Below are 8,178 nucleotides of genomic sequence, written 5' to 3' on the forward strand. Positions count from 1 at the left end.
TTATTCTTCCACCAACCGCAACACTGGCGGCGCTCCATATGCGTGGAACGCCTTTAGGTCGACTTGAACCATCGGGCCACGCGGCGTGTGTATGGTGAGGGTGCTGATATCGACATCAATACCGGATTTGTGTACGTCGCGGATGGCGTAATTCATTTGTTGAAGGGCTGCGCCTAGTCTTTCCTCAGCATGCTTCTGTCTTGTGAGGTGAGATGTCATGGTTGTCCTGATCGTTTGCTGTTCGTTTTCCGCTTATGCGGGTAGCTTTGTCCGACTCGTTATTTACATAGCGTTTCAGGCACTACCATCTTACGGGCTCCACTTTGTTGCGGGTAAAACCAGGACTTTTAGCGAGGCAGGGCGCTAGCCAAGGCGGAATACCTCGGCGTTTGTCCCGACGCTCTGGCAACAGTTATATGCCGGCAGATTAGTTTTTTCAAATGCAACTTAGAGCACGTCCATTTTAATCGGGGTCATATCCGGCTGCTGCGAAGTAGTTTGCACATTCCTGCGGTTTGAAGAGCGTGACGATTTTGCCGACGGTATCCCACAAGGCGTCAACGGAGCGCTCGGCTCTTGCGCGCAGAAGCGCTTTAAGTTTGGAAAAGGCCATTTCAATGGGGTTAAAGTCGGGACTGTAGGGCGGGAGATAGAGCAGCCTGCCGCCAGCAGCTTCGATGGCCTGGCGGATACCATCGGCTTTGTGAGCCGGCAGGTTATCCATGATGACAGTATCACCCGAACTGAGCGTCGGCACGAGAACCTGTTCGACGTAGGCCAAGAATGCCGCACCGTTCATCGGGCCGTCGAGAACCATCGGTGCCGTCATGCCGGAAAGCCTGAGCGCGCCTGTAAAGGTCGTGGTTTTCCAGTGTCCGTGGGGAACGGCCGACCGGCAGCGTTGTCCGCATAGGGATCGCCCGCGCAGTCGAGCCATCTTCGTGGAAAGACCGGTCTCATCGATAAAAACCAGTTTGGCGGGATCGAGATCGAGCTGGCCATCAAACCATTCCTGACGCCGGCTCAAAAGGTCGTCTCGCTCCTGCTCCAGTGCATGTGCGGTCTTTTTTTAAAGGTCCAGCCCCGCTTGCGGAGCCACACGTCAAGAGCACTACGGCCGATCGATACGGATTTATCCGTGCTCAGGCGCAGGACCATCTCGTTGAGCGTGATGTCCTTCTCCACATCGATCAAGCCGATGATAAATGCCTCATGCGCATCCAGCCTGGAGCCAGAACGTCGGCCTTGTTTGCCTGCGGTCAATTGACCCTGTCGCGCATTGGCGATCCAGGCAATGGCCGTCGAAATCCCAATCCCAAACCGCGCCGCCGCCGAGCGTGCAGACATCCCGTCTGCAGAAGCCGCCAGAACACGGCTGCGAAGATCATCGCTTAATGCACGTGACATCCCTATCTCCCTGACTCGAAGGCAACGAATCACGGCAAACAGCGACTGTCATCTCAATTCCGATTCCGCGTTCAACGGACGCGCTCTAGACAATATCGGCCATGATTTCAGGAGGATGGAAGGGCCTGCTCTATTGTGCAGTTGAGTATGGACGAACGTCGCGTTGTTGGGCGGATGCATGAGAAGAAGATCAGTCAGGCGGAGATCGCGCGCCCCCCCTTGGCCGAGACCCTTCGACGATCTGCCGCGAGTTACGACGGAATCTCCGTTATACTTGATTGGTACTGCGACAGACACGTTCGGAGTTGGAAAGAGACGCATCGGGTTTCCTAAGACGCCATGCTGGCCAGCGGTTACAAAAGCCGAAGGCGAATTGCTGTTCTAAGCCGTCTATGCGTTTGGTCCGCGCTGGGGTTATCTCATCCCTGGGGACACGTGCGCGGATCCACGGAAGTTTTTCGTTATAACAGTCGACGAGGACAGCCTAATCCGACATTATTCGTTTTCACTGTCGGATCGACTGGGGCTCGGCTTGCCATTCAGCTATGTTTAATGCGATACCCGGGCCGGTTAACCTGACGGTGCCAATCAGCCGTCCCTGTAATAATAGCTATAGCCGTTGAGCGCCGGGGCGCCGCCGAGATGGGCGTAGAGTACCCTCGAGCCCTCGGGGAAGAAGCCCTTGCGCGCGAGATCGATCATCCCCTGCATCGACTTTCCCTCATAAACTGGGTCGGTAATCATCGCCTCGGTGCGCGCCGCGAGCCGGATCGCCTCATTGGTCTCCTCCGAGGGCACTCCATAGGCAGGATAGGCGTAGTCAGGGTTGATGACGATCTCGTCTTCACGCACCGACCGACCAAGGTTCACGAGTTCCGAGGTCGCATCGACGATCTTCCGCACCTGATCCCGCGTCTGCTGGAGGGTGCCCGAGGCATCGATGCCAATGACCCGGTCGGCCCTGTCTAATGCGGCAAAGCCGACGATCATTCCGCCCTGGGTTGAACCGGTGACAACGCAGACGATGATATAGTCGAAGATGAAGCCGAGGTCCTTCTCCTGTGCCGCGACTTCCTCGGCGAAGCCGACATAGCCGAGGCCTCCGAACTTGTGTACCGAAGCGCCAGCCGGGATCGCATAGGGCTTGCCGCCCGCATCCTCTACCGACTGAATCGCATCCTCCCAACTCTTGCGGATGCCGATGTCGAACCCATCCTCGACCAGCCGGCTGTCGGCGCCCATCAGTTTCGTCATCAGGATATTGCCGACACGGTCATAGACCGCATCGTAGTGCGGTACCCATTTCTCCTGGATGACGACACATTTCATGCCGATCTTCGCCGCAGTCGCAGCCACCATGCGGGTATGATTCGACTGGACCCCACCGATCGACACCAGCGTATCCGCGCCGGAGGCGATCGCGTCGGGCACGATATATTCGAGCTTCCTGAGCTTATTGCCGCCCATGGCGAGGCCGGAATTGCAGTCGTCGCGCTTGGCATAGATCTCGACCTTGCCGCCCAGCGCCGCAGTCAGCCGCGGCAGGTGCTCGATCGGCGTCGGGCCGAAGGTGAGCGGGTAGCGTTCGAACTTTTCCAACAGTGACATCGATCAGGGCCTCCGTGCCGAATTTGTGGCCGAAGGCTAGTAGATATCGTTTGAAAGGTGCTCTCTAATTTTGCTTAAAAGCTTTCTTTATCGGCATATTTGTTCGATTGGAGAATCCAAGTCTTCAATTATATGAGGTAATAATGAAAGAGTCTCCCACAGAGGATTTCGATAGGATAGACCTCAAGATTTTGCGCGCCCTGCAATCGGAGGGCCGGCTCAGCAATGCCGATCTCGCCGAGCGCGTGAATGTCAGTGCTGCAACTTGCCACAGGCGAACTCAGCGCCTCTTCGAGGAGGGCTACATTACCGGCGTGCGGGCCGAAGTCGCGCCGGGCGCCGTAGGCCTCGGCGCGATGGTTATGGTTGGCGTGGTACTGGATCGCTCCACGCCTGAGAGCTTTGGTGCCTTTGAGGGCGCGGTCATGGAGCTGAAGGAAGTACTGGACTGCAATTTGGTCGCCGGAGATTTCGATTATCTCCTGAAAATCCGCGTCCGCGACATGGCCGATTTCAACAAGCTGCACGGCCAGAAGCTGATCGCCCTCCCAGGCGTGCGCCAGACGCGCACCTTCTTCGTGATGAAGGAAGTCAAGGAGAACGCGAGGTTGCCCTTCTAGCGTCGTCGGCAGCTATTGTGGATGCAGCATCTATTGTCCGGTTCCGCGCAGACAGCGGATGTCAGGCGACTTTTTCTGACATCACCGGCTCCACGCTCTGTGCATCAAACATACGGTCTCACCGTTCACACGATCGAGGCACTTGTAGGTCTGCGCATAGTTCAGTCTCCGGACGATCCTTGATGCGCAACTGCACCAGCTTGACGCCGAGGGGTACCAGCCAGGCAATCCACTCGGCGCTGTCGACGATCAGGTAGAACGGATCGAGGTTCATGTGAACACCGCCTTTCCGATCACCGGCGTGGAGGGTACGGCCATGTCGCGCGGCTCCATCAGGCCGGCGTTAAAGGCTTGATTGCCGGCGGCGATTGCCGCGGCAAAGGCGGCCGCCATCGCGGCGGGATCTCCGGCGCCGGCAACGGCGGTGTTGAGCAGAACCGCATCGAAACCGAGCTCCATGACCGCAGTTGCGTGCGACGGCCGACCGATGCCGGCATCGACGATCAGCGACACGTCAGGGAAATGGGCCCGCATTGCCCTGAGCGCTGTCGGATTGAGCGGCCCGGCGGCACTGCCGATCGGTGCGCACCAAGGCATCAGGACCTTGCAGCCGGCCTCCAGCAGTCGTTCGGCCACGACCAGATCGTCGGTCGTGTACGGGAAGACTTCGAAACCTTCGTTGACGAGAATGCGAGCCGCCTCGACGAGACCGAAGACATCCGGCTGTAGCGTATCATGGTTGCCGATGACCTCGAGCTTGATCCAGTCGGTGGCAAAGAGCTCGCGTGCCATCCTTGCGGTCAGCACCGCTTCCGCGACGCTGTGGCAACCTGCAGTGTTGGGTAGGATACGAACGCCGAGCGCGCGGACCATCTCGAAGAAGGTGCCCCCACTGCGGCCGCCAGACATCTCACGACGAAGCGAGACGGTGACGATTTCCGTCGCCGATTGCCTGACGGCCTCGGAGAGGACGGCAGGAGAGGGGTATCGCGCTGTGCCGAGCAACAGACGGGAGTTTATTTCGGCTCCATAAAGCGTCAGCATCCGTCAGCCTCCCTGCATCGGCGATAGGATTTCGATCCTGTCATTGTCGTTGAGCGAACGATCGAACCGGTCTTCGCGATGGACAAGCTCACCGTTGACGGCTGTCGCCAGCCAGTCACCCTCGTATTTCATCAGGACTAAAAGCTCCGACAGCGTCTCAGCCGCGACATCCAGAGCCTCGCCGTTAACGATTAATTTCATGGGGCGTTCCTTCCAGTGGTATATTGGTTGAAGACAAGTTCAGCGGCCTCGGCGGCCATGGCTGGCGCGAGCAGAAAGCCGTGGCGGAAGAGGCCGTTGAGCGAGATCACCTTTCCCTGACGGCTTGCGCGCGGAAGATTGTCCGGAAACGCTGGGCGGATTCCGACACCCGTTTCGATTATGGTTGCATCGGCAAAGGCCGGATATAGCGTGTATGCAGCGTTGAGCAGTTCCATCAGTGAACGGGCAACTATGGGCCCGTCGAATTCCGTCTCGATCATAGTCGCGCCGACCATGAACAGACCGTCTCCGCGCGGGACGATGTAGACGGGGATACGCGGATGGAGCAGGCGGACCGGCCGGGAGAGATCCACGTCGGAGCTTCTAAGGTAGAGCATTTCGCCACGGACGCCGCGCAATTCCTTGACCTCGCCGATGCGCGCAGCGCCCGTGCAATCGACGACACTGTCGAAGCTCTCGTGCGGGCTCTCGCTCACGAAGGTGACCCCCTGATCCGTCAGCTTGGTGCGCAGCAGACACAACACTCGCCGGGGATCGAGATGGGCTTCGCGGCGAAAGAACAGCCCATGCCGGAACCGCCCGGCAAGAGAGGGTTCCAGCGCCGCGATCGCCGGCTCTTCCAGCCATTCATAACCGGTCGTGCGGCAGGCAAAGCGTCGCAGTTCACCAAGATCGCGAACCGAGGCGACCACGAGCGTTCCGTTTCGTCGCACCTCTCCCGGCACCATTGCCTCCCATTTGTCGGCGGCGATGAGACCGCGCATGAGTACCGCGTCATCAGCACTCTCCCGCTCGCACCAGGGCGCCAACATTCCGCCCGCGAGCCACGAAGCAGCACGCAGGAAACCGTCATATGGATCGAGCACAGTGACCTCGGCATCTCGAGCGCGCAGTTCATGCGCCACCGTCAGGCCGGCAACGCCGGCCCCTTTGACAAGCACACGCATCTCATTCGCCCGAATGTTGCAAGGTTTGAACTGGCATATAGAGGTCGCCGCCCTCGCGATAACGCGCTGCCATCGCGTCTAGCCCCTCCTTTTGCGCTTCGGACGAGTCGTAGACGACAACGGGCGGCTCGCCCGATGTCGGATGCAGGCTGATTTCGCGCATCGGCACGCAAATGTCGGGATGGATGTCCCCCCGAATGTAGATCTTCCTGGATGCCGGCAAGGGGCCGGTGGTGACGGTTGGGGTGATATTCTTTGCGGCGATATTCATGGTTTGAGGCTCCAAGGTTGAGTTTGGAGACCCAGTCCTCAGCCGGAATGATGGAAAGACGCCGGCACGGATTCCACGCGTGAATCCGAAACCTCTCGAGCGCTTGCACCGTCCCTACGCCAGTATGAACTGGATCAGGTTCAACGGGTCACTGCGCGCGATAGCAGTATCTCAGCCCCTTGCCGGGACCCCCCTGGTGAATGCCAAAAAGGGTAGAGGCTTGTCGAGGGGACTGTCAAGCGACAATCTGCGATGGCTTGGGGTCAGGTTACACTCAGACTATCGTGCGTGGTCGCCGCGATCAAACGAATCGACAAGTCAGTCGCCCGACGGGCACGCTTCCGCAAGGCAGGCGCTTTTGTCGCATGCAGTGGCTGTCGATTTTTATCCCGCGCAGTTCAGCAAGTGTGCCGAGATACCGAAGCACTATTGAGAAAACAGGCGCGGAACTGGAAAGTCTAGTACTTTGTCCGTGTAGCTTTCGACCAAGGCGCTAAACGGCGTGCCGTCTCGAAGTTTCAGTACAGCACGATGTTCGAGCAGGAACGGCGGCAGGCTGAGGGAACTTGTTTCATGCGCTTTTAAGCCCTCCATGTCCCAGCCTTCGGATAGAGGGGACCAGAGCAACTTGGCAGACAGGTTTGTGCGAGTGAAATTAAGAGCCTGAACGGCTCTGCCAAACGCGATATCGCTGGTATTCAACGCCAGATTCATCTCTGCTGTTAATTTTGCGGGTACATACCAATTGTCGGCCTCGGACAAGACGCGGTCGCCGCAGACCAGGCGGACGCGGCGATAAGCGATCAGTTCACCCGGTCCGACGGTCAGAAGTTCACGGATGTGCTCATCGGCCGGCTTGTCTTGCCCGCCCACACGCTGAGCTACGATCTTAGAACCTTCCGGTGCGAGCTTGTGCGCGGCGCACCAGCGGTCAAGCGTCAACGTAGCACTGGCGTTACTCAGCAGATTGGCATTCAAGGTCTGGAGGACCGCAAGCGCCTCCACCCGGGATCCCGGCGTGTTCAACCACTGAAACCCTATAGACGGTTCTTGCGCAATTGCGATCTGGGTGCCCAGCACGATGGCGGTCGCTGCAAGTGCGGCGATGCGAATGCGTTTCGAAGAACAAAATGACACGGAGAACGAATCCTTTCTGCAGTAAATTTGATGGGCGAACCCTGCGCGCCAAATTTCCTTGATTTTGGCAGGCGAGCGCGCATTGTCAGCGTATTTGATACCGGCAGCAAGATTTGAACTGCGCCTTGCGTGTCGCCATAGACTTTCTTACCATCTTCCTGCCGTGCTGGTTCGTACCTGTTGAAGCCTGTGTGCCCGAGCCGTCCGTTGCTTGCGTCGCATCAAGGTCGTCCATGATATCCTCCATCCGCTCGCCGATCTGTTGTTGGAGTTTGCAAGCGTTGGCGACTGAGCCGGCGCTTCCATCCTGGAATATGGAAACCCGATAGACGTGGATTTCAAATGAGGAACATGGCGGCCGGCCCGAATCCTCCTAATCATATATCGTAACTCTCGCTTAACGGTTTAGCGCCTTTGTCGCCCCCTCCCTCGTTGCGGAATGTTCATATAGCTGGAGCGGATAAAATAGCTCGCAACCGACAGCAAAATCGAGGAGCAATTGTTGGAAAAAGGTCTTCTTCGTCGACGCAGAGCCCTCGTTACGGTCGAGTGACAATTGTAGACCAGGCAGCGACACGCCGTCGATGGTTGCCAACCGCAGATGCGAGTAGCCAAGACGCTTGTCTGATTTCTTTTGGTGATCCATGTCGTCGTGCTCCTTGTGCAAGCCTCCCGACGATGACGTCGCCGGCAAGATTTCAGCATCGTGGGAAAGAATTTTCCTGTTGCACTATCGTAACTCATCATAACAGGACACTTGATGAAAACGACAAACAACGCAACAGATGTGTCGGATATATTTTAAAATATATCGTTTCCAACTTGGCGGTTCTTACTTTCTATTCTGATAAGCCCGTGAGTTATATAATATATTTTTGTATATATTTCGGTATACATCGCACTTCATGTCTTTGGCGGCCGC

General features: G+C 57.5%; 8 protein-coding genes, 3 pseudogenes and 1 riboswitch. Of the genes and pseudogenes, 2 read left to right on the forward strand and 9 right to left on the reverse strand.

The window, feature by feature from the left end; genetic code table 11:
* Nucleotides 1-463: 463 nt before the first annotated feature.
* Nucleotides 464-1,407 (reverse strand): IS630 family transposase gene (locus U5G49_RS37005; protein WP_196767009.1). Its coding sequence is split into 2 segments (ribosomal slippage): nucleotides 464-1,071 and nucleotides 1,071-1,407, totalling 945 coding nucleotides; the frame shifts between segments, so codons are not numbered across the junction.
* Between the two features lie 147 nt (nucleotides 1,408-1,554).
* Here U5G49_RS37005 and U5G49_RS37360 point away from each other — a divergent pair.
* A pseudogene (locus U5G49_RS37360) lies at nucleotides 1,555-1,670 on the forward strand (helix-turn-helix domain-containing protein); the annotation flags it as partial.
* Between the two features lie 325 nt (nucleotides 1,671-1,995).
* Here the strand turns inward: U5G49_RS37360 and U5G49_RS37010 are convergent.
* Complete coding sequence (locus tag U5G49_RS37010) at nucleotides 1,996-3,015, reverse strand: 1-aminocyclopropane-1-carboxylate deaminase (RefSeq protein WP_284200574.1); 1,020 nt, start codon at nucleotides 3,013-3,015, stop codon at nucleotides 1,996-1,998.
* 143 nt (nucleotides 3,016-3,158) lie between these two features.
* Between U5G49_RS37010 and U5G49_RS37015 the strand changes: the two genes are divergently transcribed.
* A complete protein-coding gene (locus U5G49_RS37015; RefSeq protein ID WP_027668148.1) occupies nucleotides 3,159-3,635 on the forward strand; it encodes an Lrp/AsnC family transcriptional regulator in 477 nt (158 codons plus the stop codon).
* A gap of 130 nt (nucleotides 3,636-3,765) precedes the next feature.
* Here U5G49_RS37015 and U5G49_RS37020 read toward each other — a convergent pair.
* From U5G49_RS37020 to U5G49_RS37050, 7 genes and pseudogenes are all read right to left on the reverse strand, one after another.
* Nucleotides 3,766-3,909, reverse strand: a pseudogene (locus tag U5G49_RS37020) (thiamine phosphate synthase); the annotation flags it as partial.
* Nucleotides 3,906-4,679, reverse strand: coding sequence for a thiazole synthase (locus tag U5G49_RS37025; protein WP_284200573.1), 774 nt, complete (start codon nucleotides 4,677-4,679; stop codon nucleotides 3,906-3,908). The gene U5G49_RS37025 and the pseudogene U5G49_RS37020, both read right to left, overlap by 4 nt.
* Nucleotides 4,680-4,682: 3 nt before the next feature.
* Nucleotides 4,683-4,880, reverse strand: coding sequence for a sulfur carrier protein ThiS (gene thiS, locus U5G49_RS37030; protein ID WP_284200572.1), 198 nt, complete (start codon nucleotides 4,878-4,880; stop codon nucleotides 4,683-4,685).
* A complete protein-coding gene (gene thiO, locus U5G49_RS37035; protein WP_284200571.1) occupies nucleotides 4,877-5,848 on the reverse strand; it encodes a glycine oxidase ThiO in 972 nt (323 codons plus the stop codon). Before thiO ends, thiS begins: the two co-directional genes overlap by 4 nt.
* Nucleotides 5,849-5,948: 100 nt before the next feature.
* A pseudogene (locus tag U5G49_RS37040) lies at nucleotides 5,949-6,119 on the reverse strand (hypothetical protein); the annotation flags it as partial.
* Between the two features lie 93 nt (nucleotides 6,120-6,212).
* Nucleotides 6,213-6,324: riboswitch (TPP riboswitch) on the reverse strand.
* 221 nt (nucleotides 6,325-6,545) lie between these two features.
* Complete coding sequence (locus U5G49_RS37045) at nucleotides 6,546-7,256, reverse strand: hypothetical protein (RefSeq protein ID WP_284200570.1); 711 nt, start codon at nucleotides 7,254-7,256, stop codon at nucleotides 6,546-6,548.
* A 397-nt stretch (nucleotides 7,257-7,653) separates the two neighbouring features.
* Nucleotides 7,654-7,902, reverse strand: coding sequence for a hypothetical protein (locus U5G49_RS37050; protein ID WP_284200569.1), 249 nt, complete (start codon nucleotides 7,900-7,902; stop codon nucleotides 7,654-7,656).
* Nucleotides 7,903-8,178: the final 276 nt, after the last annotated feature.

Source organism: Rhizobium indigoferae (genome assembly GCF_034554815.1).
Classification (GTDB): domain Bacteria; phylum Pseudomonadota; class Alphaproteobacteria; order Rhizobiales; family Rhizobiaceae; genus Rhizobium; species Rhizobium leguminosarum.